Origin of the sequence: Actinomadura chokoriensis (assembly GCF_039529475.1) — a bacterium.
Taxonomy (GTDB): Bacteria; Actinomycetota; Actinomycetes; order Streptosporangiales; family Streptosporangiaceae; genus Spirillospora; species Spirillospora bangladeshensis.
The window spans coordinates 48,213-74,065 of the sequence record NZ_BAAAMW010000007.1; the positions used below are offsets into that span (position 1 = coordinate 48,213).

Consider the following 25,853-nt stretch of genomic DNA (forward strand, 5'->3'; position numbering starts at 1 on the left):
GCGGTGACAAAGGAGACCCAGCGGCGAAACCGCCCGTACGGAGGATCAGGACATGACCACGACACCCGAAGCGACGATCACCAGGGACCGGGCGGGCCGGCCGGCGGCCCGCTGGTTCGACATCTGCTCCTACGCCGACCTGATCCCCGAGCGGGGGGTCTGCGCGATGGTGGACGGCACGCAGGTTGCGGTCTTCCGGGTCTTCGACGGCGCCCTGCACGCGCTGTCGAACCTCGACCCGTTCAGCGGCGCCTACGTGCTGTCGCGCGGGATCCTCGGCACCCGCGACGGGACGCCGACCGTCGCGTCCCCCATGTACAAGCAGGTGTTCGACCTGCGGACCGGGGCGTGCCTGGACGATCCGCGGGTCGCGGTGCCGGTCTTCGCGGTCCGCCGGGCCGGGGACCGGGTGGAGGTGGCGCTCGCCGATGAGCACCGGCAGTGAGGCCCTGGCCGGGTTCGCGGTCGGGGTGACCGCGGCCCGCCGGCACGAGGAGCTCGCGACGCTGCTGGAGCGGCGCGGCGCCCGGGTCGTGCTCGCCCCCGCCATCCGCCTCGTCCCGCTCGACGACGACGCCGGGCTGCTGGCGGCCACCCGGGCGTGCGCGGACGGCCCCCTCGACCACGTCGTCGTCACGACCGGCATCGGGTTCCGGGCGTGGCTGGAGACGGCGGACGGGCACGGGCTGCGCGACGCCCTCGTCGCCCGGCTCGCCGGCGCCGAGATCGTGGCCCGCGGCCCGAAGGCGCGCGGTGCGATCCGGTCCGCCGGGCTGCGGGAGGCGTGGTCGCCGGAGTCGGAGGGCTGCGCCGAGGTGGCCCGCCACCTGCTGGGCCGCGACCTCGCGGGCGCCCGAGTCGCCGTCCAGCTGTACGGGGAGCGGCAGCCGGAGCTGACCGGGGCGCTGCGCGCGGCGGGCGCCGAGGTGATCGAGATCCCGGTGTACCGGTGGTCGCGCACCGAGGACCCGACGCCGCTGCGCCGGCTCGTCGGGCAGGCGGTGACCGGCACGGTCGACGCGATCACGTTCACCAGCGCGCCCGCGGTCGGCGCGACGCTCGCCGTCGCCGCCGAGGACGGGCTGGAGGACGCCCTGCTGGAGGCCATGCGCACCCACGTCGTGGCGGCGTGCGTCGGGCCGGTCACCGCGGGGACGCTGACCGAGCGCGGCGTCCCGACCGTCCAGCCGGAGCGGGCGCGGCTCGGCGCGCTGGTCCGTGCGCTGGTCACGGGGCTGCCGGTGCGCCGGTCGCGGCGGCTGTCGGTGCGCGGGTCGTCGCTGGAGCTGCGCGGGCACGCCGTCGTGCTGGACGGGCAGCTGCGGCCGATCGCGCCGGCGCCGATGGCGATCCTGCGGGCGCTCGCGCGCCGCCCCGGGCACGTGGTGTCGCGGGCGGAGCTGTGCGGCGCGCTGCCGAGCCGGGCCGTCGGCGCCGGCGCGGCGCGCGGCCGGGACGCGCGGCCGCAGGCCGACGAGCACGCGGTGGAGATGGCCGTGGCGCGGCTGCGGCGCGGCCTCGGCCGGCCGGGGATCGTCGAGACGGTCGTCAAGCGCGGCTACCGGCTGGCGTGCGACCCGCGCCTCGCCGACCGGCTCGCGGCGGGCACCGGTGGCTGACCCGGCCGGGCGGGGCCCGGCGCTGCTGGCCGTCGCGCACGGGACCCGCGATCCGGCCGGGCCCGCCGTGATCGGGAGCCTGCTGGACCGGGTGCGGGCGCTGCGGCCGGGGCTGCGGGTCGCCGAGGCGTACGGGGAGCTGGCGCGCCCGTCGCTGGAGGAGGCGGCGGCCGGGCTCGCCGGCGGCCCGGTCGTCGTGGTGCCGCTGCTGCTGGCGCGCGGCTACCACGCGCTGATCGACATCCCCGACCGCGCCGCGCGGCTGCTGCCCGGCGCGGTGACCTCCCGGCCGCTCGGCCCGGACCCGCTGCTGGCGGACGTCCTGGCCGACCGGCTGGGCGCACGGACCCGGATCCCGCCGCGCCGCCCGGACGCCGTCGTCCTGGGCGCGGCGGGGTCCGCCGACCCGGCCGGGGCCGCCGACGTGCGGGCCGCCGCCCAGCTGCTGGCGCGGCGGCTGCGGCGGCCCGTCACCTGCGGGTTCGTCGCCGAGGGCGGCCCCGCGCTGGGCGATGCCGTCGCGCGGCTGCGGCGGCGCGGCGCCGGGCGCGTGGTGGTGGCGCCGTACCTGCTGGCGCCCGGCCGCTTCCTGGACCGGGCGCGGGCCTGCGGCGCCGACGCGGTGGCCGCGCCGATCGGGTCGCACGACGCGGCGGCGCGGCTCGTGCTGCGCCGCTACGACGAGGCGCGGTCGCGCGTGGGCGAACCGGCCTGCGCGCGCTGACGGGCCTCCGCCGCGCGCTCCGGCGCGGTGAACCGGTCGTCGTGGTGGGCGAGGACGCGCAGCAGCATCTCCCGGAAGAGGCGCCGCTCGTCCGGTGACAGCGGCTCGAAGAGGACCTCGTTGAGGCGGACGCGGGCGTCGAGGCTCTCGCCGAGGAACAGCCGGCCGTCCTCGGTGGCGTCCAGCGCGTACCGGCGCCGGTCCCCGGGGTCGCGGCGGCGCTCGACGTGGCCGGCCCGCTCCAGTGCGTCCACGATGCCGACCAGGTCGCCGGGGTCCATGCGGAGCCGCTCGGCGACCTCCCGCTGCGACAGCGGCCCGGACCGCGCCACGCACCACAGGACGAGCAGGTGGGGCAGCCGCGGCTGGCCGGGGAGCAGCCGCGCCGCGGTGCGCCGGACGAGCCGCACCGTCTCGAACATCAGGTAGGTGGGCGAGTCGTACATCGGGTCGGACTGGTCGGTCACGTCCGGCTCCTCGGATTCGCTGGGGACGTCCTATTTCTCTTGACGTGAGAGATAGGGTACTCCTACCGTTGGATGGCCCAAGAAACGGGTGCGCGTCCATGCGAGGGAGGCCCCATGCCGGACGGGGGACCCGCCGTCGAGGTCGACGGCCTCATCAGGAAGTTCGGCGACGTGGAGGCCGTGCGGGGGATCGACTTCACCGTGCGGCCGGGGGAGATCTTCGGTTTCCTCGGCCCGAACGGCGCCGGCAAGTCCACCACCATCAACATGCTCTGCACGCTGCTGCGCCCGAGCGGCGGCACCGCGCGCGTCGCGGGCCACGACGTCGTCACCGAGCGCGACACGGTGCGCCGCAACATCGGGCTGGTGTTCCAGGACCCGACCCTCGACGGCTACCTGTCGGGGGAGCAGAACCTGCGCTTCCACGCCGAGCTGTACGGGGTGCCGCGCGCGGTGACGGGCGAGCGCATCCGGCAGGTGCTGGAGATGGTCAACCTGTGGGACCGGCGCGGCGACCTGGTACAGACCTTCTCCGGCGGCATGAAGCGCCGACTGGAGATCGCGCGCGGCCTGCTGCACTCGCCGCGGGTGCTGTTCCTGGACGAGCCCACCGTCGGCCTGGACCCGCAGACCCGCGCGTCGATCTGGGAGTACATCCGCCAGTTGCAGCGGGCGGAGGAGATCACGATCTTCATGACGACGCACTACATGGACGAGGCCGAGTTCTGCGAGCGCATCGCGATCATGGACTCGGGGCGGATCGTCGCCCTCGACACCCCCGAGGCGCTCAAGGCGGGCGTCGGCGAGGACCGGATCCGCATTCGGACGGACGACGACGAGGCGGCGATCGCCGCCATCAAGGACCGGTTCGGCCTGGCCGCCGTCGTGTCGGAGGGCGCGGTCACGTTCTCGGTCGCCTCCGGTGAGGCGTTCGTGCCGCGGCTGTTCGCCGAGCTGGGCGTCCCGATCCGGTCGGTGAACGTGGCGCGCCCGTCCTTGGACGACGTCTTCATGTCCTTCACGGGCTCCACCATCCGGGACGCCGAGGCGTCCGGGAGCGACCGGATGCGCATGGCGATGCGCGCGGCGAGGAGGTGACGGTGGCGAGCACCGCGGAAGAGGCCGAGCGGGCGGCGGCGGCCGGGGTCGTCCGGGTGCGGGTGCCCGAACGCGGCCTGCGCCAGGACCTGCGCGCCGTGAAGATCGTCCTGCACCGGGAGCTGATCCGGTTCTGGCGGGACAAGCTGCGCATGGTGTCCGGGCTCGTCCAGCCGGTGCTGTGGCTGCTGGTCATGGGCACGGGCCTGTCCAACCTCGTGACCAGCGGCGGCGGCCCGGCCGGGAGCGTCGACCTGAAGACCTTCATCTACCCCGGCGTGTGCGCGATGTCGGTGATGTTCACCGCGATGTTCTCCGCCGGCTCGATCGTGTGGGACCGCGAGTTCGGGTTCCTGCGCGAGATGCTCGTCGCGCCGGTCAGCCGCAGCGCGATCGTGATCGGCAAGTGCATCGGCGGCGCGGTCGTGGCGACCCTGCAGGGCGTGGTGATCGTGCTGCTCGCGCCGCTCGCCGGCGTCCCCTACGACCCGGTGCTCATGCTCCAGCTGATCGGCCTGATGTTCATCGGGGCGTTCGCGCTGACCGGGTTCGGGGTGATGATGGCGGCGCGGATCACCCAGATGCAGGCGTTCTTCGGCCTCATGCAGATGGCGATGATGCCGATGATGTTCCTGTCGGGCGCCCTGTACCCGCTGAACGGCCTGCCCACGTGGCTGAGCGTGCTGACCCGGTTCAACCCGCTCACCTACGCGGTCGACCCGATGCGGCACGTGGTGTTCGCGCACCTGGACGTCTCGCAGCGGCTGCTGCGCACGTTCGACCCGGGCGTCACCTGGGGCGGCTGGACGGTGCCGATCTGGCTGGAGATCCTCATCGTGCTCGGCATGGGCCTCGGCCTGATGGCGGTGGCCATCGTGGAGTTCCGCCGCGCCGACTGAGAAATCACCCCCGGGCCACGTCCGCGCTGACGCATACTTGCCCTGCGCACGGAGCGCGCTCGTCCGGATGCGAAGGGTGATATTAGTCGACGTGGACGTGAACAGGGTGATGTGGCGGGCGGCGGCTGCGACGGCCGCCGTCCTGGCGGCGGTGGCGGGCGGGGCGCTCGCGGACGGGCGGCCCCGGGCGGAGGCCGCCGGCGGCGCGGCGCCCCGGGCCGCCGCGCAGGGGCTGGAGATCACGCGCTTCCTCGGGGAGCAGCGGCTCCCGCACATGATGAAGGCCGGCGGCACCACCTTCGGCGGGGTGTCGGGGATCGACCGCGATCCCCGCACCGGCACCTGGTACCTGATCTCCGACGACCGGTGGCGCTACGACCCGGCCCGCTTCTACACCGGCCGGCTCGACATCGACCCCGCCACCGGGAAGTTCACCGGGGTACGGGTGACGGGCTCGGTCACGCTGCAGCGCCCCGGCGGAGGGCCCTACCCGGGCTTCGGCAAGCCGGGGTCGGCCGACCCGGAGACGATCCGCTTCGACCCCCGCACCCGGCGGGTCCTGTGGGGCAGCGAGGGCGACCGGCCCGACGAGGCCGCCCCGGGGATCCCGCTGTCGCAGATGTCGCTGGACTGGGCGCGGACCGACGGGCGGTACGCCGGCGCGCTGCGCGTCCCGCCGGCGCTGCGGCTCACCGAGGGGCACCGGGGCCCGCGCCGCAACTTCGGGTTCGAGGCGCTGACCTTCACCCCGCACGGTATCGCCGCGATGGTCGAGGGCCCCCGCTACGAGGACGGCGAGCCGCCGACGGTGCGGCACGGCGCCCTGACGCGCCTCACGCTGTGGGACCGCGCCGGGCGGGTCCGCGCCCAGTACGCCTACCCGGTCGAGCGGCTCCCGGCCGCGCCGGAGCCGCCCACCGGCGCCGCCGACAGCGGCGTGTCGGAGATCCTCGCCGCGGGCGGCCACCGGTTCCTGGCACTGGAGCGGTCCTGGCTGGAGGGCGTCGGCTACAAGGTCCGGCTGTACGAGTTCGACGTGCGGGGCGCCACCGACGTCCTGCGCCGCGACTCCCTCGCCGGGGGCGCCCCGTTCCGCCCGGTCCGCAAGCGGCTCGTCGCCGACCTCGGCGCGTTCGCGTCCCCGGCGCAGAACCTGGAGGCGCTGGCGTGGGGGCCGCGGCTGAGGTCGGGGGAGTGCACGCTGGTCGCCGCGTCCGACGACAACTTCGACCGGGGGGAGGTCACCGAGTTCCTGGCGTTCGCCGTCCGGGGCTGCTGATCCGGGCGGGCCTCACTCGCGTGCGCGCCTCTGCCGAGCGCTCAGACGGCGAAGTCCAGCAGCGGGCGGGCGTTGCTGGGGTGCCGCAGCTTGGACAGCGACTCCTTCTCCAGCTGCCGGATCCGCTCGCGGGTCAGCCCGAGGGCCTTGCCGATCTCGTCCAGGGTGCGCGGCGTCCCGTCGTACAGCCCGAACCGCATCGCCATGATCTTGGCTTCGCGCGGGGACAGGATGTCGAGGGTGCGGCGCAGCTGGTCGGCCATGAGCTGGCGGTCGACGAGCTCGGACGCCTCGGGGCTGTCGGTGTCCTCGATGAGGTCGCCGATGCGGGTCTCGCCGTCCTCGCCGATGGTGGAGTCCAGGCTGATCGGCTGGCGGCTGGTGCGCAGCAGCTCGCGGACCTGCTCGGGGCTCTTGTCCAGCTCGACGGCCAGTTCCTCGGGCGTGGGCTCGCGGCCGAGCCGCTGGTGCATGTCGCGCTCGACGCGGCTCAGCTTGCTGAGCATCTCCAGCACGTGCACGGGCAGCCGGATCGTGCGGGCCGAGTCGGCGAAGCCGCGCTGGATGGCCTGCCGGATCCACCACATCGCGTAGGTGGAGAACTTGTAGCCCTTGGAGTAGTCGAACTTCTCCACGGCGCGTATCAGGCCGAGGTTGCCCTCCTGGACGACGTCCAGCAGCGACAGGCCGCGGTCGGAGTACTTCTTGGCGACCGACACCACGAGGCGGAGGTTGGCCTCCAGCATGTGGGCCTTGGCGCGGCGGCCGTCGGCGGCGACCCATTCCAGGTCGGCGCGCAGGGCGGGGGAGAAGTCGGCGGTCTCCAGCTTGTGCTCGGCGTACAGCCCGGCCTCGATGCGCTTGGCGAGGTCGACCTCCTGCTCGGCGGTGAGCAGCTGGCGGCGCCCGATCGCCTTGAGGTAGGTGTGGACCGAGTCGCCCATGGTGGTCGACTGGTCGTCCAGGTCGGCGGCGGGCTCGGCGGCCTCGACCTCGGCGGCCTCGACCTCGGTGACCTCGAACTCGTCCTCGGAGGTGCCCGCGGTGCCCGCGGTGCCCGCGGTGCCCGCGGTGCCCGAGGCCGGCGCGGCCGCGGGCTTGCCGGCGGCCTTCGCCTTGGCCGAGGTCCTGCGGGAGGCGCGCTTCTTGGCGGGGGAGGGCGTCGCCTGGGCGGTCTCGCCTCCGTCGTGGTCGACGGCCGCGGCCATCTTGCGGACGGTGTCCGGCTCGCCCGCCAGGCTGATGCCGGCCTCCGACAGCTCGCGCAGGATCGAACGGCCCTGGGCCGGGCTGATCCCGGCGCTCTCGAAGGCCCCTCGCACCTCGTCGAGCGAGAGGCGCCCTTGGGCCCGGCCACGCTTCAGGAGCTCGCTGAGCGCGGGGCCCGCCGACTCCGTGAGCGGGGTCTCGACGGCGCTTCGCGGCATGGGGACACCCCCCTCCCTTCGGTGTGTGAGTGCGGCGCGGATTGTTGTTCGCTGGTGGCGCACGCACTTATCGGAACGTCGCACGACCGGGTCATTGTTCCCACGGCCGCGCGACCGGCGGCCCGCCGGCGGATCGCGGAGGAACGATCCAGACGCTGCTGGTGCCCGGAATGGGCCGTTTCATACCTCTGACCAGAACCGATCTCACCTTACTGCGTAAAGGCGGCGGGCCGTTGTGGCGTGATGAACGCCACTACCCGCCGGAGTCCTTCGGCCGCAGCGTCCGCCCATAGCGCGCGATCACGCGTTCTCGCAGCTCAGGGTCGTCCCGGGGGACGGGTTCGAGGAACACCTCGTCGATCTCCTCGTGCGCGTCGTGCAGTTCGCGCGCCATCCGGACGCAGGCCCGCTCGACGTCGCCGGCGGTGAGGTCGTCGCGGAAGTCCAGCCGGGCGCAGGCGAGGACGCGGTCGGCGCCGAACGTGACGGTGATGATGTCCACGACCCACTCGACCTCGGGCGCCGCGCCGAGGCGGGCGCGGACGTCGGCGACGATCCGGGGGTCGGCCTGGGTACCGGTCAGCAGGTTGAGGTTGATGCGGCCGAGGACCAGCGCGACGGCGGTGAGCAGCACGCCGATGAGCAGCGACCCGACCCCGTCCCAGGTTGCCGAGCCGGTCAGCCGGTGCAGGCCGAGGGCGCCCGCGGCGATCAGGACGCCGATGAGGGCGGCCGAGTCCTCCAGCAGGACGCTGACCGAAGTGGGCTCGTCGGTCCGGCGGATGTGGGCGAGCAGCGGCAGGTCCTCGGCGCGGGCCGCGTCGCGGACCTGCCGGACGGCCTGCTGCCAGGAGATCCCCTCCAGCACGAACGCGACGCCGAGGACGCCGAAGGCGATGAGCGTGCCGGACTCCTCGCCCCGCCGGTGCCCGGTGAGCGTCTGGAAGCCCTGGTAGAAGGAGAACAGGGCGCCCATGCCGAAGATCGCGACGGCGACCAGCAGCGTCCAGGTATAGCGCTCCTTGCCGTACCCCAGGGGGTGGCGGCGGTCGGCCGGGCGGCCGCTGCGGCGCAGCCCGACGAGCAGCAGCAGCTCGTTGAAGGTGTCGGCGACCGAGTGGGCGGTCTCGGCGGCCATCGACGCCGAACCGGTGATCAGCGCGGCGAAGCCCTTGGCGACGGCGATGCCCAGGTTGGCGCCGAGGGTGAGCAGGACGGTGAGACCGCTCTCGTTCTCCTTGCCCTCCCCGTGCCCGCCGTCCGTCTCCTGCCCGCTGCGCTGTCCGGCCATGGTCGTCCTCTCCCCGTCCGGTCGGCGGGTCATGCGCGGCCGGCCGCGGGGCGGGGGTCAGGATGCGGGGGCGCGGAGGCGGGCGCGGTCGGGTTTCCCGGACGCCAGCAGCGGGATCGCCTCCACCAGGTCCAGCTCGCGGGGGGCGGCGTAGGCGGGCATCGTCTCGCGGACGAACGCGCGCAGCTCGGTCAGCTCCGGCACGGCCGGGGCCGCCGGGACGACGACGGCGGTGACGCGCTCGCCCCATTCGGGGTCGGGCCGTCCGACCACGACGACGTCGCGGATCGCGGGGTGCCGCGACAGCGCGGCGGCGACCTCTCCGGCGACGACCTTCTCCCCGCCGGTGTTGATGACGTCGTCGACGCGGCCGCGGACGCGGAGCCGGCCGCCCTCCAGGGCGCCGAGGTCCTGGGTGACGAACCAGTCGCCGTCCCTGACCTCGGCGGTCAGCTCGGGGCGCAGCCGGTAGCCGGTGAACAGGGACGGGCCGGCCAGCCGGATCCGGCCGCCGTCGCCGAGCGCGACGCGCATGCCGTCAAGCGGCGTCCCGTCGTAGACGCAGCCGCCGCACGTCTCGCTCATGCCGTAGGTGGTGAACACGCGGGCGCCGCGCTCGCGGGCCTCGGCGAGCAGGCCGGGCGCGGCGGCGGCGCCGCCGAGGACGATGGCGCCGAGCCGCGACAGGTCGGCGCCGGTGTCGAGCAGGCGGCGCAGCTGGGTCGGGACGAGGGAGACGTGGAAGCCGTCCGCCCGCGCGACGGCGGCGGCGTCGAAGCGCGGCGCGATGACCGGGCCGGTGCCGGCGAGCAGCGACCGGACGAGGACCTGGACGCCGGAGATGTGGCTGGTGGGCAGGCAGCACAGCCACCGGTCGCCCGGCCCCGCCCCGATCCGCGCGAGGGTCCCGGCGGCGGAGTGCCGCAGCGCGTCCGCGGACAGCTCGACGAACTTGGGGGCGCCGGTGGACCCGGACGTGGCGATCAGCACGGCCGTGCCGGCGTCGGCGGGCGGATGCCCGGCGGCGGCGCGGTGGACGAGCCCTCCGGGCGTCTCGACCGCGTCGGGGGCCAGGGCGTCCAGCAGGCCGCGGAGGGCCGGCTCGGGCAGGTCGGGGGAGAGCGGGCAGATCGCGGGGCCGCCGTCGAGCGCGCCGGCCAGGGCGTCCAGGAGGCGGGGGCCGGGCGGCAGGACGACGGCGTGCAGCGGGCGATCCATGATCTCATCAGCCTAGACGACCCCGCTGAACGCGTTCAAACGGGGGAGCGGTTGAATGGGGCACGACCGCCCGCGACCCGGCCGGCGCGGGCGCTTCAGGGAGAGGAACACATGGTCTCGGAGCTGTTCGACGCGGACGCGTGGAAAGAGGTCGAGGGGTTCGGCTTCACCGACATCACCTACCACCGGGCCGTCGACCACGGCACGGTGCGGGTGGCGTTCAACCGCCCGGAGGTGCGCAACGCGTTCCGCCCCCACACGGTGGACGAGCTGTACCGGGCGCTGGACCACGCGCGGATGTCCAGCGACATCGGGTGCGTGCTGCTGACGGGCAACGGGCCGTCGCCGAAGGACGGCGGCTGGGCGTTCTGCTCGGGCGGCGACCAGCGGATCCGCGGCAGGGACGGCTACAAGTACGCCGAGGGCGAGACGTCCGACACGATCGACCCGGCGCGGGCGGGGCGGCTGCACATCCTGGAGGTGCAGCGGCTGATCCGGATGATGGGCAAGGTCGTCATCTGCGTGGTGCCGGGCTGGGCCGCGGGCGGCGGGCACAGCCTGCACGTGGTGTGCGACCTGACCCTCGCCAGCCGCGAGCACGCCCGGTTCAAGCAGACCGACGCGGACGTGGCGAGCTTCGACGGCGGGTTCGGGTCGGCGTACCTGGCGCGGCAGGTCGGGCAGAAGTTCGCCCGCGAGATCTTCTTCCTCGGCGACGCCTACGACGCCGAGGCGGCGCACCGGATGGGCATGGTCAACGCGGTCGTCCCGCACGCCGAGCTGGAGGCGACGGCGCTGGAGTGGGCGCGGAAGGTCAACGGCAAGAGCCCGACGGCGCAGCGGATGCTGAAGTTCGCGTTCAACCTGGTCGACGACGGGCTCGTCGGCCAGCAGGTGTTCGCCGGGGAGGCGACGCGGCTGGCCTACGGCACCGACGAGGCGGCCGAGGGACGCGACTCGTTCCTGGAGAAGCGCGACCCCGACTGGTCGCGTTTCCCGTGGTACTACTAAGTGTTCATACGCACGGCGTGATCCGGAATACCGTGATTCGGCGGGCGGATCATCGGCAGGTCAGGGGGTTCGGCGGGTGCGGGTCTTCTCCATCCCGATGCGGACGCGGTTCCGCGGTGTGACGCGGCGGGACGGCGCCCTCGTGCGGGGCCCCGCCGGATGGGGGGAGTTCTCGCCGTTCGCCGAGTACGGCCCGGCCGAGTGCGCCCGCTGGCTCGCCGCCGCCCGCGAGGCCGCGCACGAGGGCTGGCCCGAGCCCGTCCGCGACCGGATCCCGGTGAACGTGACCATCCCGGCGGTGGACCCGGAGCGCGCGTTCGCGATGACCAAGGAGTCCGGCTGCCGCACCGCGAAGGTGAAGGTCGCCGAGCGCGGGCAGGGCGACGCCGACGACATGGCGCGGGTCGAGGCCGTCCGGGACGCGATCGGGCCGGACGGCCGCGTGCGCGTCGACGTGAACGGCCGCTGGGACGTCGACCACGCCGCCCGGATGATCCGGGCGCTGGACCGGTGGGAGCTGGAGTACGTCGAGCAGCCCTGCGCGACGCTGGAGGAGCTGGCGCGGGTGCGGCGCCGGGTGGACGTGCCCGTCGCGGCGGACGAGTCGATCCGCCGCGCCGAGGACCCGCTGAAGGTGCGGGCGGCCGGGGCCGCCGACGTGGCGGTGCTGAAGGTGCAGCCGCTCGGCGGCGTCGCGGCGGCGCTGCGGGTCGCCGAGGCGTGCGGGCTGCCGGTGGTGGTGTCGAGCGCGGTGGAGACGTCGGTGGGGCTGGCGGCGGGCGTGGCGCTGGCCGCCGCGCTGCCGGACCTGCCGTACGCGTGCGGGCTGGGCACGCTGTCGCTGCTGGAGGGCGACGTGGTGCGCGATCCGCTGCGGCCGGTCGCGGGGGAGATCGAGGTGCGGCGGCCCGTGCTGGACGAGGAGGCGCTGCGGCGCTGGGAGGTCCCCGCGGAGGCGTGGCGGGACCGCGCCCTGGCCGCGCAGGAGCATCTGGCCGGTCCCGCGGTGATCGAGGTGGCGCGGTGAACCCGGCGACCGCGCTGGCGACCGTCCTGGTCGACGAGCTGCTGCGGTGCGGGATGAGCGACGCGGTGCTGGCGCCGGGGTCGCGGTCGGCGCCGCTGGCGCTGGCGCTGCAGGCCGCCGAGGAGGCGGGGCGGCTGCGGCTGCACGTGCGGATCGACGAGCGGTCGGCGTCGTTCCTCGGGCTGGGCCTGGCGAAGCGGTCGAACCGCCCGGTGGCGCTGGTGTGCACGTCGGGGACGGCCGCGGCGAACTTCCATCCGGCGGTGATCGAGGCGCACGAGTCCGGCGTCCCGCTGATCGTGCTCACCGCCGACCGGCCGCCGGAGCTGCGCGACACCGGCGCGAACCAGACGATCGACCAGGTGAAGCTGTACGGGACGGCGGTGCGGTGGAGCACCGAGGTCGGCGTGCCGGAGAACCGCCCGGGGATGGTGGCGTACTGGCGGTCGCTGGTCAGCCGCGCGTGGGGGGCGGCGCAGGCGCCGTCGCCGGGGCCGGTGCATCTGAACGCGGCGTTCCGCGAGCCGCTGATCCCCGACGGCGACGAGACGTGGTGCGAGCCCCTCGACGGGGACGCGACCGGCGCGTGGACGAAGGTGCGGCCGGCGACGCCGGGGTCGGTGCTGCACGTCCCGCCGACCCGCCGCGGCGTGCTGGTGGTGGGGGACGGGGCGGCGAACGTCAAGCGGTACGTGGCGGCGGCGTCGATGGCCGGGTGGCCCGTGCTGGCCGAGCCGAACGGCAACGCCCGCTATGGCGACCACGCCCTGTCGTCGCACCATTTCCTGCTGGGCGTCCCGGAGTTCGTGGAGCGGCACCGCCCCGAGGTCGTGGTGACGCTCGGGAAACCGGGGCTGTCGCGGCCGCTGCTGTCGCTGCTGCGGCGCGCCGAGGAGCACATCGTCCTCGCCCCGGACCTGGCGCGCTGGCCCGACCCCGTCCGGTCGGCGACGCAGGTGGCGCCCGAGGTGGAGATCCCGGTGGTGTCGGGCGACGACGCGTGGCTGAGGTCGTGGCGGGCCGCGGACCTGGCCGCCGCGGCGGCGGTGGACGCCGTCCTGGACGCGGTGCCGCAGGTGAGCGAGCCGCGGCTGGCCCGCGACCTGGTCGCCGGGCTGCCGGGCGGGTCGCTGCTGTTCACCGCGGCGAGCATGCCGATCCGGGACCTGGACCAGGTGATGCGCCCGCGCCGCGGCATCCGGATCATGGCGAACCGGGGGGCGAGCGGCATCGACGGGCTGATCTCGACGGCGATGGGCGCCGCGCTGGCGCACAGCGGCCGCTCCTACGCCCTGCTCGGCGACCTGGCGTTCCTGCACGACCAGAACGGCCTGGTCATCGGCCCGTACGACCGGCGCCCCGACCTGGCGGTCATCGTGGTGAACAACCGGGGCGGCGGGATCTTCTCGCTGCTGCCGCAGGCGGCGCTGCACGGGCCGTTCGAGCGGGTCTTCGGCACCCCGCACCAGGTGGACGTGGAGACCGTCGCCGCCGCGCACGGCGTCCCGTACCGGCGGCTGGAGGCCGCGGCGGACCTGCCGAAGGCGATGGCGGGGGAGGGGCTGCGGATCATCGAGGCCCGCACCGACAGGGAGGCGAACGCGTCCCTGCACGCCGACATCCGCACGGCGGCCCAGGCCGCCGTCCGCGAGACCCTCGCCTGAGCTCCGCCGCCGGCCCGCGCCGCCGAACGTTTCAGCCTTCAATTTACAATGTAAAGGCGCCGGGCCGTGGCACCACCCTCACCTTTCGACCGCACAAAGACCTCCCCCGACGGCGAGACCCCGTCGTGCCGGAGAGGGGGCTGGTCAGGGGGTCAGGAGGCGGTCGCGGAGGGCGTCGGTGTCCTCGGGCGTCCAGCCGTGCCCGGCGAGCCAGCCGAGCGTCCCGCCGAACTCCTCGTCGACGCGGGCGAGGAGCTTCTCCATCAGCGCGGCGTGCGGCCTGTGGGTGTCGGCGGGGCGGGAGTCGAGGTCGGCGGCGTAGGTGTCGCTGGCCCGCAGCCGGCGCAGGATCGCCTCCAGGCGTTCGCCGGTCTGGACGTAGTCGGCGACGATGGCCTCGCGGGTGACGCCGGCGACGTCCAGGGCGAGGGCGCAGACGACGCCGGTGCGGTCCTTGCCGGCGGCGCAGTGCACCAGTGACGAGCCGTCGGTGCGGGTCATGACGCGGAGGGCGGCGACGATGGAGTCACCGCGGTCGGTGAGGTAGCCGAGGTAGTGGTCGGTGGAGCGGTCGTCCTGCCAGGGGAGCGCCTTGTCGACGTCCGCGTCCGGCTCGGTGTCGGCGGCGACGTCGGTGTGGCGGCCGGCCTCGGGGAACAGCGACAGCTGGTGGACGGTCACGGTCGGTATGCGGGTGAGCGGTCCGGGGCCTTCGAGGCGCACTTCGGCGTCGCTGCGCAGGTCGATGACGTTCTTCAGGGCGTAGTCGTCGAGCAGGATCCGGATGTCGGTGACCGAGAGGTCCTGGAGGTTGTCGGAGCGGAGCACGCGGCCCCACCGGGTGGTTCTGCCGTCGGCCGTGGGGAGCCCGCCGAGGTCTCGGGCGTTGACGGCTCCGTCCAGTTCGATCCACCGCGTGCCATCGTCCATGACTTATGACCTTATAGGGGCGCAGTGGCCGGTCTTTTACGCAGGGTCCCGTTCGGGCCGGAAGGGCGCCCTTGGGGTGAGGTGCGGGCCCGTACCGGGACCTGCGAGCCAGGGGACGGTTGGCTCCGCAGCGTGGCGACCGCGCGGCCTCACGCTCCGTAGCGTTCGAGCAGTCGTACTTTCCTGCTCGAACTGGAGGCTTCATGCCCGCGACCCTGCACGCTCCGTCCCCGTCGCCCGCCGTGCCGGAGGGCCGGGCCGGCAGTGACTTCGCTCCGCTGGCGCGGCGGGTCCGCGAGAGCGGGCTGCTGGAGCGCCGCCGCGGCTACTACGCGCGGGCGATCGGGCTGAACCTGGCCGCGACGGCCGCGGTGTGGGGCGCGGTGGCGTGGGCGGGGGACGGCTGGTGGACGGTTCTGCTGGGCGTTCCCCTCGCCGTCCTGGCGGCGCGGACGGCGTTCCTCGGGCACGACGCGGGCCACCGGCAGATCGCGCGGAGCGCGCGGGCGAACCGGTGGCTGGGGCTGCTGCTGGGCAACCTGCTGCTGGGGATGGGGCACGGGTGGTGGAACGACAAGCACAACCGGCATCACGCCAATCCGAACCATGTGGGCAAGGACCCGGACGTGGGGGAGGGCGTGCTGGCGTGGACGAGCGAGCAGGCCGGGCGGAAGCGGGGCGTGCTGCGGTGGGTGGCGCGGCATCAGGCGGCGCTGTTCTTCCCTCTGCTGACGCTGGAGGGCGTCAACCTGAAGGTGGGGAGCCTGCTGTTCCTGCGGGGCCGTTCGCGGCGCGCTCAGCTGGTCGAGGGCGGTCTGCTGCTGGTGCACGCGGCGGGGTATCTGGGGCTGGCGTTCGCGCTGCTGCCGCCGGCGCAGGCGGTGGCGCTGATCGCGGTGCAGCACGCGCTGTTCGGGGTGCATCTGGGTGCGGTGTTCGCGCCGAACCACAAGGGGATGGCGATGCCGGAGCCGGGTGAGCGGTGGGGGCATCTGCGGCGGCAGGTGCTGACGTCGCGGAACGTGCGGGGCGGGGTGGCGACCGACTGGCTGATGGGCGGGCTGAACTACCAGATCGAGCACCACCTGTTCCCGGGGGTGCCGCGGTGCAGCCTGCGGCGGGTGCGTCCGCTGGTGATGGAGCACTGCGCGGCGGTGGGCCTGCCCTACACCGAGACGGGCCTGATCGCGTCGTACCGGGAGGCTCTCGGTCACATGCGGGAGATCGGGGAGCCGCTGCGGTAGGGGCGGGGCTATGCTCCGGGCCATGCCGGAGGGACACACGATTCATCGCCTGGCCGCCGATCATCAGCGGATGTTCGGCGGCCTCGCCGTCGCGGCCTCGAGTCCGCAGGGGCGGTTCGCCGAGGGGGCACGGCGGCTGGACGGGCGGGTGCTGGCGGACGCGGACGCGCACGGCAAGCATCTGCTGCTGGGGTTCGACGACGAGTTGACGCTGCACGTCCATCTGGGGATCTACGGGCGGTTCGGGTTCGGGGCGCTGCCGGCTCCGGAGCCGGTGGGGCTGGTGCGGTTGCGGCTGGTGGGCGGGGAGCATTTCGCGGATCTGCGGGGTCCGAACACGTGCGAGGTGCTGGAGCCGGGTGAGGTGAAGCTGCTGCGGGACCGGCTGGGTCCGGATCCGCTGCGGGCGGACGCCGATCCGGACCTGGCGTGGCGGCGGGTCAGCCGGGCGCGGACGCCGATCGCGGTGCTGCTGATGGATCAGTCGGTGGTGGCGGGGCCGGGGAACATCTACCGGGCGGAGGTGCTGTTCCGGCAGGGGATCGATCCGCGGTTGCCGGGGCGGCGGCTGTCGGCGGGGCAGTGGGCGGCGATCTGGGACGATCTGGTGCTGCTGATGGCGGAAGGGGTACGTGCGGGGCGGATCGACACGGTCCGTCCGGAGCACACGCCGGAGGTGATGGGGCGTCCGCCGCGGGTGGACGACCACGGTGGTGAGGTGTACGTGTACCGGCGTGCGGGGTTGCCGTGCCTGGTGTGCGGGACGCCGGTGGCGGCGGCGGAGGTGGCGTCGCGGAACCTGTTCTGGTGTCCGGGGTGCCAGCCGTCCGCCGTGTGAGGTGCCGCCGTGTGGCGTCGTGCAGTGTGACGTGCCGGGGTGCGGCGTCCCGCCGGGTCAGGAGACGGTGGGGGTGGGGCCGGTGTCGCCGGTGGCGGTGTGGGTGGTGTGGGCGGGTCGGGTGATGACGGGGACGTCGTCGTCGGTCTGCGGGGCGCGGCGTTGCGCGCGGTGCTTGCGCAGGCGGGCGGCGAGGGGTTCGGTGCCGCGGGCGAGGACGGGACCGGCGACGGCGAGGATGAGGACGTAGGCGGCGGCGAGGGGGCCGAGGCGCGGGTTGGTGCCGGCGCTAACGGCGAGGCCGGCGATGACGATGTTGAATTCGCCGCGGGGGATGAGGGCGGCGCCGGCGCGGAGGCGTCCGGTGGTCGCGACGCCGGCGCGGCGGGCGGCGATCCAGCCGGTGGCCATCTTGGTGAAGATGCCGGCGGCGGCGAGGAGGGCGGCGACGCCGAGGACGGGTGGGAGGTCGCCGGGGTCGGTGCGCAGGCCGAAGAAGACGAAGAAGACGGCGGCGAAGAGGTCGCGCAGGGGGGTGAGGAGTTTCTGGGCGGTGTGGGCGAGGGTGCCGGACAGGGCGATGCCGACGAGGAAGGCGCCGACGGCGGCGGAGACCTGGAGGCGCTGGGCGATGCCGGCGACGAGGAGGGTGAGGCCGAGGACTTTGAGGAGGAGGACTTCTTCGCTGGGGCTGGCGACGAAGCGTTCGACGAGCTTTCCGTGGCGGAGGGCGATGTAGAGGATGACGGTGATGGTGGCGGCGGCGACGGCGAGGGTGGTGGCGCCGCCGATGAGTCCGGCGCCGGCGAGCAGGGCGGTGAGGATGGGGAGGTAGGCGGCCATGGTGAGGTCCTCGAAGACGAGGACCGACAGCAGGGCGGGGGTTTCGCGGTTGCCGATCCAGCCGAGGTCGCCGATGACCTTGGCGGTGATGCCGGAGGAGGTGACGTAGGTGATGCCGCCCATGGCGACGGCGGCGACGGGGCCCCAGCCGAGCAGGAGTGCGGCGGCGACGCCGGGGGCGGCGTTGAGGGCGATGTCGGCGAGGCCGGTGGGGGCGTTGGTGCGCAGGGTGCCGACGAGTTCGCTCGCGGTGTATTCGAGGCCGAGGCTGAACAGCAGGAGGATGACGCCGACTTCGGCGCCGATGGAGACGAATTCCTCGCTGGTGGTGAGGGGGAGGATGCCGCCGGAGCCGAAGGCGAGGCCGGCGATGAGGTAGAGGGGGATGGGGGAGATCGAGAAGCGGACGGAGACGGCGCCGAGGAGTCCGAGGGCGAGGATGATGGCGCCGAGTTCGATGAGTTGGACGGCTGCGTGCATGCGCGGTCAGCCGGTCGCGAGGATCTGGGCGACGGCCGAGGTGCCTTCTCCGGTGCCGACGACGACGACGATGTCTCCGGCGGTGAAGGTGAAGTCGGGGCGGGGGCTGGCGAGGACCTGTCCTTCGCGGACGACGGCGACGATGGAGGCGCCGGTGCGGGTGCGGGCGCGGGTGTCGCCGAGGGGGCGTCCGTCGTAGGGGGAGCCGGCGGAGATGGGGTACTGCTCGGTGACGAGTCCTTCGACCTGGCGGTGGAGTTCGGCGAGGTGTTCGACGATGCGTCCGGTGCCGAGGAGTTCGGCGATGGCGTTGGCCTCTTCGGCGGTGAGGGCGACGGTGGCGATGCAGCTGTCGGGGTCTTCTTTGTCGTAGATGACCAGGTCGCGGCGTCCGGTGCGGTGGGAGATGACGCCGAGTTGGCGGCCGCGTCCGGTGGTCATGACGTGCTGCAGGCCGATTCCGGGCAAAGCGGTCCGTTCGACGTCCACGGTGCTTCGTCCTCCGTCTCGCTGTTCTGGGGTCGTACACGACCGTACCGGGCGCGGTGGGGTCGCCGGGCGCGCGGGTGCGGGTCGTTATCGCAGTTGAGCGGGTGCGGGGGTGTAGCGGGCGGCGAGTGCGCGGACGGTGTCGGTGATCATGGCGCGGAGTTCGGGCGGGTGGAGGACTTCGACGTCGGCGCCGAGTTTGAGGAACTCGACGTGGGCGTGGCGGACGGATTCGATGGGGAGGACGGCGCGGACCCATCCGCGGGGGTCGGGCGGGTCGGCGGTGTCGAGGGCGGCGCGGGCCATGGCGGGCGGGAGCAGGGTCGGGGCGCGGGTGAGGCCGTCGGGGGAGATCAGGACGGTGGCGTGTTCGGGGTAGGAGTCGGCTTCGAAGCGCTGGGTGTAGGCGGTCCAGTGGGCGGCGAGGTCGAAGCCGTCGGGGCGGTCGAACCGGTCGGGCAGGGAGGTGAGGGCGAGGACGCGTGAGATGCGGTAGGTGCGCGGGTCGCCGGTGGGGTCGGCGGTGGGGTCGGCGGGTCGGGCGATGAGGTACCAGGAGCCGGCCTTGAGGACGACGCCGAGGGGTTCGAGGGTGCGGGTGACCTGCTGGGGGCGCTGCCAGCGGCGGTAGCGGACCTGGATGCGGTGCTGGTTCCAGACGGCGTCGGCGATGGCGTGCAGGTGGGGGACGTCGTCGGGGGTGCGGAACCAGCCGGGTGCGTCAAGGTGGAAGCGTTCGCGGATGCGGGTGGCGCGGGTGCGGAGGGCGGGCGGGAGAGCGGCGAGGAGTTTGAGTTCGGCGGCGAGGACGTCGCCGAGGCCGAGCTGGGTGGCGGGTCCGGGGATGCCGGACAGGGGGAGGGAGGCGGCTTCGGCTTCGGTGAGGCCGGTGAGGCGGGTGCGGTAGCCGCCGAGGAGGCGGTAGCCGCCGTCGGGTCCGCGGTCGGCGTAGACGGGGACGCCGGCGGCGCTGAGGGATTCGACGTCGCGGTAGACGGTGCGGACGGAGACTTCGAGTTCGGCGGCGAGTTCGCGGGCGGTCATGCGTTCGCGGGTCTGCAGGAGCAGGAGGAGGGACAGCAGCCGGCTCGCACGCATCGTCCCAGTGTGCCCTGTTCCGCGGGTGCCCGGTGGGGGTGTGCGGGGCGGGTCAGCCTTGGAGGGCGTACTGCATGGGGCGGAATTTGGCGCGGGCTTCGGCGAGTTCGGCGGCGGGGTCGGAGTCGGCGACGATGCCGCAGCCGGCGAAGAGGCGGGCGCGGGTGCCGTCGATCTCGGCGCAGCGCAGGGCGATGCCCCATTCGCCGTCGCCGCGGGCGTCGACCCAGCCGACGGGGCCGGCGTAGCGGCCGCGGTCCATGCCCTCGAGTTCGCGGATGAGGTCGAGGGCGGTGGCGGTGGGGGTGCCGCAGACGGCGGGGGTGGGGTGCAGGGCGGCGACGACGTCCAGGACGGAGCGGTCGGCGGCCAGGCGGCCGTGGATGGGGGAGGCGAGGTGCAGGACGTTGGGGAGGGTGAGGAGTTCGGGCCGGTCGGGGACGGTGAGGTCGGCGCACAGGGGGGTGAGGGCGTCGCGGACCATCTCGGCGGCGTAGGCGTGCTCCTCGCGGTCCTTGGCGGAGGCGAAGAGGCGGCGGCCGCGGTCGCGGTCGTCGTCGGGGGTGGCGCCGCGGGCGGTGGTGCCGGCCAGGACGAGGGATTCGACGGCGTCGCCGGTGCGGCGGATGAGGAGTTCGGGGGTGGCGCCGACGAGGCCGGCGCAGGAGAAGGTGTAGCAGCCGGGGAAGCGTGCGGCGAGGCGCTGCAGGAGGACGCGGGCGTCGATGGGGGCGGTGGCGCGGGCGGTGAGGTCGCGGGCGAGGACGACCTTGCCGAGGCGTCCGCCGCGGATGCGGTCGACGGCGGCGGCGACGGCGCGGGCCCAGTCGTCTTCGGTGCGGGCGCCGTCGCTCCAGTGCAGGCCGGCGGGCGGGCGGGGCGGGTTGGCGAGGGTGAGGGGGTCGGTGTCGTCGCCGATGGTGGTGAGCCAGGCGTGTCCGTCGCGGCGGCCGAGGACGCGGCGCGGGACGATGAGGGTGGAGTCGGGGGATTTGGGGTCGAAGCCGAAGGAGCCGAAGGCGACGGGTCCGGAGCCGGGGACGGCGACGGGGTCGTCGACGGCGGCGGCGCCGAACAGGTCGCCGAGCAGGCGGGCGGCGGCGGTGAAGCGGTCTTCGCCGCCGGGGAGGGTGAGGCGGGCGGCCTCGCCCCAGCCGACGATGCCCTGGCCGTGGCGGATCCAGGCGAGCGCGGAGGGGTGCGGAAGCCGCGCGATGAGGTCGCCCGGGTCGGGGATCGGGACGGTGCGGACGGTGAGTCGGTCCGGTGCTGTCACGGCGAGCTTCACACGGGCCACTGTACGCCAGATTTGAACCTGTTCAAACGGCGGGGGCGGGGGTGCGGTGTGAGGTGTGCGCCACACCGGCGCGCGGCAGGCGGGCGGGCGGTGCGCGGTTCGGCGGTGCGGGGGCACCATGCCCGTCCGTCCCGTCCCCATGCGCGGGCGCCGGGGGCGGGACGGGCGGAGGGGGCGGGTCAGCGGCGGGCGGCGCCGGTGAGCTTCCAGGCGGCGGGCAGCAGCCCGGCGGCCAGCAGCACCTTGAGGGCGTCGCCGGCCAGGAACGGCGTCATGCCGAGGTCGACGGCCTTGGCGAGGTCGACGTGGAGGGCGGCCATCAGGTAGGGGACGCCGGCGGCGTACATGATGGCGGTGCCGACCAGCATGGTGCCGACGGTGCGCAGCGGGGTGCGGTCGCCGCCGTGTTCGGCGAGGCGTCCGACGACGGCGGCTGCGGCGATGAACCCGATGATGTAGCCGAGGGTGGGGAAGCCGGCGCCGGAGGTGCCGTCGGTGAACCAGGGGACGCCGGCCATGCCGGCGAGCAGGTAGACGAGCATGCCGAGGGCGGCGCGGCCGGTGCCGAGGGCGGCGCCGGCGAGGAGCACCGCGAAGGTCTGCCCGGTGACCGGGACGGGGGTTCCGGGCAGCGGGACCGCGATCTGCGCGGCGACGCCGACGAACGCGGCGGCGCCGGCGACGAGGGCGGCGTCGCGGGCCAGGGAACCGGGCAGCAGGTCGCCCAGGACGGCGGGGCGCCGCTGGGTTGCGTGGGCAGTAGCCACAGATCCTCCCAAAAAGGTTTTGTCAGGCCGAAACCTAGCGAACTGGTCTTCGGGGGCGGATCAGGTGGGCCGCCAAAACGAGCGGCGCCGCTTTGTAGGGGCCGGTCAGTGGGCCGGTCACCCGGTGGGGCGGGAGGCGAGGTACACCACGTCGGGTTCGCCGCGCGGCACCGGCACCGGCCGGGCCTCCACCCGGGCGAACCGTCCGCGCAGCAGCGCCTCGAACGCGGGCGCGGCGTTCGCGCTCCACACCGCCAGGACGCCGCGCGGGGTCAGCAGCCGGGCGAGGCGGTCCAGGCCGGCGGGGGCGTAGAGGCGGGCGTTGCCGGGGGTGACGGTCCAGTCGGGGCCGTTGTCGATGTCCAGGCACAGGGCGTCGAAGGGGCCCGCGGCGGGGTCGGCGACGACGTCGAGGAGGTCGTCGCGGCGGACGGTGACGCGGGGGTCGTCGAGCGCGCCGCCCGACCAGGGGCGCAGCGGCCCGGCGTGCCAGCCGACGACGGCGGGTTCGCGTTCGACGACGGTGACGTGCGCCACGGCGGGCAGGGTGAGCGCCTCGGCGAGGGAGAACCCGACGCCGAGGCCGCCGATGAGCAGCCGCACGGGCCCGTCCAGGCCGGCCACGGCGGTGCGGACCAGGATCCGCTCGGACTCGCCGTTGCGGGTGTCCATGAGGAACACGCCGTTGCTGATGATCTCGTAGTGGGCGCCGGCGCGGCGCAGTACCAGTTCGCCGCCGACGCCGGCGGCGCGCTCGACGACCACCGGCTCCCCGGACGCCGCCGCCGCGCCACCCGCCGCCGTGCCTCCCACCGTGCCTGCTGCCATGATCCGCACCCTAGCCGTCCCGCGTCCGCGGGGCGGGACGGGTCTGGGCGGGGGCGGGCGGTGTCGGCTACGGTGCCGGGCATGCCCGATCTTCGCCCCTCCGGCGGGCTGCTGGCCGGACGCCGGATCCTGGTCGTCGGCGCGGGGACGCGGCCGAGCGCCGATCCCGACGCGCCGGTCGGCAACGGCCGCGCGATCGCGGTGGCCGCGGCCCGCGAGGGCGCGGCGGTGGCGTGCGCGGACGTCGACGAGGACGCGGCGGGCGAGACCGCCGCGATGATCGCCGGCGAGGGCGGGCGGGCGTGCACGGTGGCGGCCGACGTCACCGACCCGGCGGCCTGCGACCGCGTGGTGGCGCGGGCGGGCGAGGGGCTCGGCGGGCTGGACGGGGTGGTGTTCAACGCCGGGATCGGGATCGGGTACGGGCTGGCCGGGACGGCGCTGGCCGACTGGGACCGGGTCCTGCACGTGAACCTGCGCGCCCCGTTCCTGGTCGGCAAGGCCGCGATGCCGGCGCTGGAGGCCGGCGCGTCGCTGGTGTTCATCGGGTCGCTGGCCGGGACGAAGCCGGGGTCGCGGTCGCCGTCCTACGACGCGTCCAAGGCGGGCCTGACAGGGCTGGCGCGGCACATCGCGGCCGAGGGCGCGCCGCGCGGGATCCGCGCGAACGTGGTGGCGCCGGGCCTGATCGACACGGTGATGGGGCGGGACGCCTCGTCCGGGAACGCCTCCCGCGAGCAGGTGGCGCGCCTGATCCCGATGCACCGGCAGGGGACGGCGTGGGAGGTCGCGGACGCGGCGGTGTTCCTGCTGTCGGACCGCGCGTCCTACATCACCGGGCAGGTCCTGCACGTCGACGGGGGCCTGTCCACGCTGCGCTGAGACCGGGTGGTGCGCGGGGCCGCGCCGTCCTACGGTGGACGCCCATGGACGATCTTGTGCGGCTGCGGCCCGTCGCCGAGGACGATCTGCCGTTCATCGAGCGGCTGCGCACCGATCCGGAGCTGGCCGGGCCGTTCCTGTGGGAGGGCTGGTTCGATGTCCGCCGGTTCCGGCGCCGGTGGGAGGCCGACGGGATGCTCGGCGAGGACACCGGCACCCTGCTGGTGGCCGCGGGCGGCGACCGGCTCGGGGTGGTGTCCTACCGCCGCGTGGCGACGACGGCGCGGTCGTGGTGCTGGAGCATCGGGATCGCGCTGGCGCCGGCGGCGCGGGGGAGGGGCGCGGGGACCCGCGCGCAGCGGCTGCTGGTGGAGTACCTGTTCGCGCACACCCCGGCCCACCGGGTCCAGGCCGAGACCGACGTGGACAATCTCGCCGAGCAGCGGGCGCTGGAGAGGGCGGGGTTCACGCGCGAGGGCGTGATGCGCGGCTGGAGCTTCCTGGGCGGCCGGTACCGCGACGAGGTGCTGTACAGCGTGCTGCGCGGCGATCTGTGACCGGGAACACCTCTTCCTCTTCGATGGTTACCGTGTAACGCTGTAATCATTCGGGAGGTGGCGATGACGGAGCCGCTGGACGCCTACTCGCGCGTGGTGTCGGCCGTGGCGCGGGAGCTGACCCCGCGGGTGGCGGCGCTGCGCGTCCGGGACCGCCGCGGCGAGGGCTCCGGGTCGGCCGTGGCGTTCACCGGCGACGGGTTCCTGCTGACCAACGCCCACGTCGTCGGCCGCGCGGCCGGCGGGCAGGCCGCCTTCTCCGGCGGCGACACCGCCGACTTCGCCGTCGTCGGCACCGACCCCCTGTCGGACCTGGCCGTGGTCCGCGCCGACGGGCCGATCCCCGGGCCGGTCACCCTCGGCGACGCCGACGCCCTGGTCGTCGGGCAGCTCGTCGTCGCCGTCGGCAACCCGCTCGGCCTCGCCGGGTCGGTCACCGCCGGGGTGGTGTCGGCGCTCGGCCGGTCCCTGCCGACCCGGCAGGCCACCCGCACCGGCACCGCCGTCCGCGTCATCGAGGACGTCATCCAGACCGACGCCGCCCTCAACCCCGGCAACTCCGGCGGCGCGCTCGCCGACTCCGCGGGCCGGGTCGTCGGCGTCGCCACCGCGGTCGCGGGGATCGGGCTCGGCCTGGCGGTGCCGATCAACGCCACCACCCGCCGCATCATCGCGGCACTGATCAGCGACGGCCGCGTCCGCCGCGCGTTCCTCGGCCTGGCCGCCGCCCCGGTGCCCGTCCCGGCGGCGCTGCGGGCCCGCACCGGGCAGGACGACGCGCTGCGCGTCGCCGAGGTCGTGCCCGGCAGCCCCGCCGACCGGGCCGGGCTGCGCCGCGGCGACCTGGTCCTGACCGCCGGCGGCGCGCCCGTCTCCCACGCCCAGTCGCTGCAGAAGCTGATGTTCGCCGAGGCCATCGGCCGTCCGCTGCCCGTGACCGTCCTGCGCAACGGCGCCATGGTCGACGTCATCGCCGAACCGGTAGAACTCGACCCCGAACCCGCCTGACCCGGTCGGCCGCACCTTCACCGCCCGCCGCGCCCCGCCGCCCCGCCGCCGGGCCGGCGGCGTCGGTCACGGGGCGGATGCCCGGGGCGCGCCGACGATGATGCCGTCGGCGACGGCGTCCCCCGCGGCGGTCACGAGGGTGTGCAGCGAGCACCTGAGCCCGAGCGGGGTGATGGCGGTGATCCCGAGCGCGGCGTCGCTCTTCAGCGCCATGCCTTCGATGGCCGTCTTGCGGGTGATGGCCGGGTCGACTGCGTGGAAGAACCGCATCCGCTCGCGCAGGCCGCCGGTGAGCCGGATGACCGACACCGGCACGTTGGCGGGCGTCCGCGGCTCCTCCCGCACGGAGCGGAAACCGAAATGACGCAGGCAGCCGTCCGTCATGCGCAGGATCTGCCGGTCGGAATTCGAGATCCGCAGGATGCCCCCGCTGCAGGACCCCTCGGCGTCGAATACTCCGGCCAGGAATCCCTTTCGCCATTCCTGATGCGGTCGCCTGCGGCCGCCCTGCTCGGTTCCGGTGACGTGCTTCCAGCCCCGGTCGCTGAGCAGGCGCTGATCCGCGCCGAGTGCGAGCCGCGTACCGTCCTCCAACGTCACTAGGAACGCGGTGCTGAGCACCTCCTGGCACCGGACGACCTCGGTGATCATGTATCGCCGGTAGCGGCCCTCCATCCGGGTGCCGTACACCCGGTCGCCGGGCCGTAACGCACGCAGTGGCCTCGTGCGCCCGTCCGCCATGAGCATCGGCGTGCGCCCGTCCAGCCCCTGGTCCTGCGACGAGGCCGCACCGGTCCCGTCGCGGTGCGCGGATCCCGCGCTCATGACCCACCCCCTCGAACACGCTGACGATCCAATACGATACGGA

Annotated in this window: 26 protein-coding genes; 14 read left to right on the plus strand and 12 right to left on the minus strand. The window is 74.7% G+C overall.

Annotated elements, in window-relative coordinates; translation table 11 throughout:
* The first annotated feature begins 52 nt into the window (after window positions 1-52).
* From nirD to ABFX46_RS17125, 3 genes are read left to right on the plus strand one after another with little or no spacing between them, the layout of a single operon-like run.
* On the plus strand, window positions 53-445 hold the full coding sequence (gene nirD / locus ABFX46_RS17115; RefSeq protein WP_346043269.1) for a nitrite reductase small subunit NirD: 393 nt from the start codon (window positions 53-55) through the stop codon (window positions 443-445).
* The gene (locus tag ABFX46_RS17120; RefSeq protein ID WP_346043270.1) at window positions 429-1,619 is read left to right on the plus strand and encodes a uroporphyrinogen-III synthase; all 1,191 of its coding nucleotides are present in this window, start codon (window positions 429-431) and stop codon (window positions 1,617-1,619) included. Before nirD ends, ABFX46_RS17120 begins: the two co-directional genes overlap by 17 nt.
* Window positions 1,612-2,343 carry a sirohydrochlorin chelatase gene (locus ABFX46_RS17125; RefSeq protein ID WP_346043272.1) on the plus strand — a complete coding sequence of 244 codons (732 nt, stop codon included), beginning with the start codon at window positions 1,612-1,614 and terminating at the stop codon, window positions 2,341-2,343. Before ABFX46_RS17120 ends, ABFX46_RS17125 begins: the two co-directional genes overlap by 8 nt.
* On the opposite strand, the gene ABFX46_RS17130 is transcribed toward ABFX46_RS17125, so the two are convergent.
* The gene (locus ABFX46_RS17130) at window positions 2,295-2,810 is read right to left on the minus strand and encodes a MarR family winged helix-turn-helix transcriptional regulator (RefSeq protein ID WP_346043273.1); all 516 of its coding nucleotides are present in this window, start codon (window positions 2,808-2,810) and stop codon (window positions 2,295-2,297) included. The two genes, ABFX46_RS17125 and ABFX46_RS17130, sit on opposite strands and share 49 nt — an antisense overlap.
* A gap of 114 nt (window positions 2,811-2,924) precedes the next feature.
* Between ABFX46_RS17130 and ABFX46_RS17135 the strand changes: the two genes are divergently transcribed.
* The 3 genes from ABFX46_RS17135 (at window position 2,925) to ABFX46_RS17145 (ending at window position 6,086) form a co-directional block, all read left to right on the plus strand.
* A complete protein-coding gene (locus tag ABFX46_RS17135) occupies window positions 2,925-3,908 on the plus strand; it encodes an ATP-binding cassette domain-containing protein (protein ID WP_346043275.1) in 984 nt (327 codons plus the stop codon).
* A 2-nt stretch (window positions 3,909-3,910) separates the two neighbouring features.
* Window positions 3,911-4,807: an ABC transporter permease gene (locus tag ABFX46_RS17140; RefSeq protein ID WP_346043276.1), complete on the plus strand. Its 897-nt coding sequence runs from the start codon at window positions 3,911-3,913 to the stop codon at window positions 4,805-4,807.
* Between the two features lie 91 nt (window positions 4,808-4,898).
* A complete protein-coding gene (locus ABFX46_RS17145) occupies window positions 4,899-6,086 on the plus strand; it encodes an esterase-like activity of phytase family protein (protein ID WP_346043277.1) in 1,188 nt (395 codons plus the stop codon).
* A gap of 41 nt (window positions 6,087-6,127) precedes the next feature.
* Here ABFX46_RS17145 and ABFX46_RS17150 read toward each other — a convergent pair whose 3' ends face one another.
* The 3 genes from ABFX46_RS17150 to ABFX46_RS17160 all read right to left on the minus strand — a co-directional run bounded on the left by ABFX46_RS17150 (window position 6,128) and on the right by ABFX46_RS17160 (window position 10,022).
* On the minus strand, window positions 6,128-7,513 hold the full coding sequence (locus ABFX46_RS17150; RefSeq protein WP_346043278.1) for an RNA polymerase sigma factor: 1,386 nt from the start codon (window positions 7,511-7,513) through the stop codon (window positions 6,128-6,130).
* Window positions 7,514-7,766: 253 nt separating this feature from the next.
* On the minus strand, window positions 7,767-8,804 hold the full coding sequence (locus ABFX46_RS17155; protein WP_346043280.1) for a cation diffusion facilitator family transporter: 1,038 nt from the start codon (window positions 8,802-8,804) through the stop codon (window positions 7,767-7,769).
* A gap of 57 nt (window positions 8,805-8,861) precedes the next feature.
* Complete coding sequence (locus ABFX46_RS17160; RefSeq protein ID WP_346043281.1) at window positions 8,862-10,022, minus strand: AMP-binding protein; 1,161 nt, start codon at window positions 10,020-10,022, stop codon at window positions 8,862-8,864.
* Window positions 10,023-10,133: 111 nt separating this feature from the next.
* On the opposite strand from ABFX46_RS17160, the gene ABFX46_RS17165 reads away from it, so the two are divergent.
* From ABFX46_RS17165 to menD, 3 genes are all read left to right on the plus strand, one after another.
* Window positions 10,134-11,033 (plus strand): 1,4-dihydroxy-2-naphthoyl-CoA synthase, encoded by a 900-nt coding sequence (locus ABFX46_RS17165; protein WP_346043282.1) that lies wholly within the window; start codon window positions 10,134-10,136, stop codon window positions 11,031-11,033.
* 76 nt (window positions 11,034-11,109) lie between these two features.
* Window positions 11,110-12,060, plus strand: coding sequence for an o-succinylbenzoate synthase (locus tag ABFX46_RS17170; RefSeq protein WP_346043283.1), 951 nt, complete (start codon window positions 11,110-11,112; stop codon window positions 12,058-12,060).
* Window positions 12,057-13,724: a 2-succinyl-5-enolpyruvyl-6-hydroxy-3-cyclohexene-1-carboxylic-acid synthase gene (gene menD / locus ABFX46_RS17175; RefSeq protein WP_346043284.1), complete on the plus strand. Its 1,668-nt coding sequence runs from the start codon at window positions 12,057-12,059 to the stop codon at window positions 13,722-13,724. The genes ABFX46_RS17170 and menD overlap by 4 nt, the downstream gene beginning before the upstream one ends.
* 144 nt (window positions 13,725-13,868) lie before the next feature.
* On the opposite strand, the gene ABFX46_RS17180 is transcribed toward menD, so the two are convergent.
* Window positions 13,869-14,654, minus strand: coding sequence for a tyrosine-protein phosphatase (locus ABFX46_RS17180; RefSeq protein ID WP_346043285.1), 786 nt, complete (start codon window positions 14,652-14,654; stop codon window positions 13,869-13,871).
* Window positions 14,655-14,857: 203 nt separating this feature from the next.
* On the opposite strand from ABFX46_RS17180, the gene ABFX46_RS17185 reads away from it, so the two are divergent.
* Entirely contained in the window at window positions 14,858-15,898 is a 1,041-nt protein-coding gene (locus ABFX46_RS17185) for a fatty acid desaturase family protein (protein WP_346043287.1), read from the plus strand.
* Window positions 15,899-15,920: 22 nt separating this feature from the next.
* A complete protein-coding gene (locus ABFX46_RS17190; protein WP_346043289.1) occupies window positions 15,921-16,736 on the plus strand; it encodes an Fpg/Nei family DNA glycosylase in 816 nt (271 codons plus the stop codon).
* 57 nt (window positions 16,737-16,793) lie between these two features.
* Here ABFX46_RS17190 and ABFX46_RS17195 read toward each other — a convergent pair whose 3' ends face one another.
* The 6 genes from ABFX46_RS17195 to ABFX46_RS17220 form a co-directional block, all read right to left on the minus strand.
* A complete protein-coding gene (locus ABFX46_RS17195) occupies window positions 16,794-18,059 on the minus strand; it encodes a cation:proton antiporter (protein ID WP_346043290.1) in 1,266 nt (421 codons plus the stop codon).
* A gap of 6 nt (window positions 18,060-18,065) precedes the next feature.
* Entirely contained in the window at window positions 18,066-18,548 is a 483-nt protein-coding gene (locus ABFX46_RS17200) for a cation:proton antiporter regulatory subunit (RefSeq protein WP_346043292.1), read from the minus strand.
* Window positions 18,549-18,635: 87 nt separating this feature from the next.
* Window positions 18,636-19,646 carry a helix-turn-helix transcriptional regulator gene (locus ABFX46_RS17205; protein ID WP_346043293.1) on the minus strand — a complete coding sequence of 337 codons (1,011 nt, stop codon included), beginning with the start codon at window positions 19,644-19,646 and terminating at the stop codon, window positions 18,636-18,638.
* Between the two features lie 52 nt (window positions 19,647-19,698).
* Window positions 19,699-20,934, minus strand: a complete 1,236-nt coding sequence (locus tag ABFX46_RS17210) for an isochorismate synthase (protein ID WP_346043294.1) — start codon at window positions 20,932-20,934, stop codon at window positions 19,699-19,701.
* A 188-nt stretch (window positions 20,935-21,122) separates the two neighbouring features.
* A complete protein-coding gene (locus ABFX46_RS17215; protein WP_346043296.1) occupies window positions 21,123-21,710 on the minus strand; it encodes a biotin transporter BioY in 588 nt (195 codons plus the stop codon).
* 117 nt (window positions 21,711-21,827) lie between these two features.
* Complete coding sequence (locus tag ABFX46_RS17220) at window positions 21,828-22,538, minus strand: spermidine synthase family protein (protein ID WP_346043297.1); 711 nt, start codon at window positions 22,536-22,538, stop codon at window positions 21,828-21,830.
* Between the two features lie 81 nt (window positions 22,539-22,619).
* Here ABFX46_RS17220 and ABFX46_RS17225 point away from each other — a divergent pair, with 81 nt between their 5' ends.
* The 3 genes from ABFX46_RS17225 to ABFX46_RS17235 all read left to right on the plus strand — a co-directional run bounded on the left by ABFX46_RS17225 (window position 22,620) and on the right by ABFX46_RS17235 (window position 24,985).
* Window positions 22,620-23,420, plus strand: coding sequence for an SDR family NAD(P)-dependent oxidoreductase (locus ABFX46_RS17225; RefSeq protein ID WP_346043298.1), 801 nt, complete (start codon window positions 22,620-22,622; stop codon window positions 23,418-23,420).
* A gap of 44 nt (window positions 23,421-23,464) precedes the next feature.
* Window positions 23,465-23,977, plus strand: coding sequence for a GNAT family N-acetyltransferase (locus tag ABFX46_RS17230; RefSeq protein WP_346043299.1), 513 nt, complete (start codon window positions 23,465-23,467; stop codon window positions 23,975-23,977).
* A 63-nt stretch (window positions 23,978-24,040) separates the two neighbouring features.
* Window positions 24,041-24,985: a S1C family serine protease gene (locus tag ABFX46_RS17235; RefSeq protein WP_346043301.1), complete on the plus strand. Its 945-nt coding sequence runs from the start codon at window positions 24,041-24,043 to the stop codon at window positions 24,983-24,985.
* Between the two features lie 66 nt (window positions 24,986-25,051).
* Here the strand turns inward: ABFX46_RS17235 and ABFX46_RS17240 are convergent, their stop codons facing one another.
* Window positions 25,052-25,810, minus strand: a complete 759-nt coding sequence (locus tag ABFX46_RS17240; RefSeq protein WP_346043302.1) for an LAGLIDADG family homing endonuclease — start codon at window positions 25,808-25,810, stop codon at window positions 25,052-25,054.
* Window positions 25,811-25,853 lie beyond the last annotated feature (43 nt).

What these genes read in the sequence shown, in the direction of transcription:
- nirD (WP_346043269.1), top strand. Translation starts at nt 53, where the DNA reads ATGACCACGACACCCGAAGCGACGATCACCAGGGACCGGGCGGGCCGG.
- ABFX46_RS17120 (WP_346043270.1), top strand. Translation starts at nt 429, where the DNA reads ATGAGCACCGGCAGTGAGGCCCTGGCCGGGTTCGCGGTCGGGGTGACC.
- ABFX46_RS17135 (WP_346043275.1), top strand. Translation starts at nt 2,925, where the DNA reads ATGCCGGACGGGGGACCCGCCGTCGAGGTCGACGGCCTCATCAGGAAG.
- ABFX46_RS17150 (WP_346043278.1), bottom strand. Translation starts at nt 7,513, where the DNA reads ATGCCGCGAAGCGCCGTCGAGACCCCGCTCACGGAGTCGGCGGGCCCC.
- ABFX46_RS17155 (WP_346043280.1), bottom strand. Translation starts at nt 8,804, where the DNA reads ATGGCCGGACAGCGCAGCGGGCAGGAGACGGACGGCGGGCACGGGGAG.
- ABFX46_RS17160 (WP_346043281.1), bottom strand. Translation starts at nt 10,022, where the DNA reads ATGGATCGCCCGCTGCACGCCGTCGTCCTGCCGCCCGGCCCCCGCCTC.
- ABFX46_RS17165 (WP_346043282.1), top strand. Translation starts at nt 10,134, where the DNA reads ATGGTCTCGGAGCTGTTCGACGCGGACGCGTGGAAAGAGGTCGAGGGG.
- ABFX46_RS17180 (WP_346043285.1), bottom strand. Translation starts at nt 14,654, where the DNA reads ATGGACGATGGCACGCGGTGGATCGAACTGGACGGAGCCGTCAACGCC.
- ABFX46_RS17185 (WP_346043287.1), top strand. Translation starts at nt 14,858, where the DNA reads ATGCCCGCGACCCTGCACGCTCCGTCCCCGTCGCCCGCCGTGCCGGAG.
- ABFX46_RS17190 (WP_346043289.1), top strand. Translation starts at nt 15,921, where the DNA reads ATGCCGGAGGGACACACGATTCATCGCCTGGCCGCCGATCATCAGCGG.
- ABFX46_RS17195 (WP_346043290.1), bottom strand. Translation starts at nt 18,059, where the DNA reads ATGCACGCAGCCGTCCAACTCATCGAACTCGGCGCCATCATCCTCGCC.
- ABFX46_RS17205 (WP_346043293.1), bottom strand. Translation starts at nt 19,646, where the DNA reads ATGCGTGCGAGCCGGCTGCTGTCCCTCCTCCTGCTCCTGCAGACCCGC.
- ABFX46_RS17220 (WP_346043297.1), bottom strand. Translation starts at nt 22,538, where the DNA reads ATGGCAGCAGGCACGGTGGGAGGCACGGCGGCGGGTGGCGCGGCGGCG.
- ABFX46_RS17225 (WP_346043298.1), top strand. Translation starts at nt 22,620, where the DNA reads ATGCCCGATCTTCGCCCCTCCGGCGGGCTGCTGGCCGGACGCCGGATC.
- ABFX46_RS17230 (WP_346043299.1), top strand. Translation starts at nt 23,465, where the DNA reads ATGGACGATCTTGTGCGGCTGCGGCCCGTCGCCGAGGACGATCTGCCG.
- ABFX46_RS17235 (WP_346043301.1), top strand. Translation starts at nt 24,041, where the DNA reads ATGACGGAGCCGCTGGACGCCTACTCGCGCGTGGTGTCGGCCGTGGCG.
- ABFX46_RS17240 (WP_346043302.1), bottom strand. Translation starts at nt 25,810, where the DNA reads ATGAGCGCGGGATCCGCGCACCGCGACGGGACCGGTGCGGCCTCGTCG.